The 1,029-nt window shown below is 57.6% G+C and carries 1 rRNA gene; it reads left to right on the top strand.

Features of this window, described 5'->3' with window-relative positions:
- Positions 1-290: 290 nt before the first annotated feature.
- Positions 291-1,029, top strand: a 23S ribosomal RNA gene (locus tag ACZ7CF_RS42205); the annotation flags it as partial.

Genomic DNA, 1,029 nt, shown 5'->3' with positions numbered 1-1,029 from the left:
CTTCTTACCAACTTCGGTTGGTCAGAGGCCAGTACATCAGCGAACGTCTGATGCTGGTTGCTCATGGGTGGAACGTTGACTACTCGGCACACTTGGTCGTCTTCTCCTTCTAGTACTGCTCTTCGGAGCGTGGAACGTTGAGGGAAGCGGGGAGTGTGTCGGGCACGCTGTTGGGTGTCTGAGGGAATGATCTTCCTTCAGTGCCGGCCCCAGTGCACTCGAGCGTCATGCTCGGGGTGATGGGTGGTTGGTCGTTGTTTGAGAACTGCACAGTGGACGCGAGCATCTGTGGCCAAGTTTTTAAGGGCGCACGGTGGATGCCTTGGCACCAGGAACCGATGAAGGACGTGGGAGGCCACGATAGGCCCCGGGGAGTCGTCAACCAGGCTTTGATCCGGGGGTGTCCGAATGGGGAAACCCGGCAGTCGTCATGGGCTGTCACCCTTGCCTGAACACATAGGGCAAGTGGAGGGAACGCGGGGAAGTGAAACATCTCAGTACCCGCAGGAAGAGAAAACAACCGTGATTCCGGGAGTAGTGGCGAGCGAAACCGGATGAGGCCAAACCGTATGCGTGTGAGACCCGGCAGGGGTTGCGCATACGGGGTTGTGGGATCTCTCTTTCATGGTCTGCCGGCCATGAGACGAGTCAGAAACCGTTGATGTAGGCGAAGGACATGCGAAAGGTCCGGCGTAGAGGGTAAGACCCCCGTAGTCGAAACGTCAGCGGCTCGTTTGAGAGACACCCAAGTAGCACGGGGCCCGAGAAATCCCGTGTGAATCTGGCGGGACCACCCGCTAAGCCTAAATATTCCCTGGTGACCGATAGCGGATAGTACCGTGAGGGAATGGTGAAAAGTACCGCGGGAGCGGAGTGAAATAGTACCTGAAACCGTGTGCCTACAAGCCGTGGGAGCGTCGGAACAAGGCTTGCCTTGTTCTCGTGACTGCGTGCCTTTTGAAGAATGAGCCTGCGAGTTTGCGGTGTGTTGCGAGGTTAACCCGGGTGGGGAAGCCGTAGCGAAAGCGA

This window comes from Lentzea sp. NPDC036955, assembly GCF_055608005.1.
Note: the sequence above shows the minus strand (reverse complement) of the source record. Positions and strands in the feature narration are given on the sequence as shown.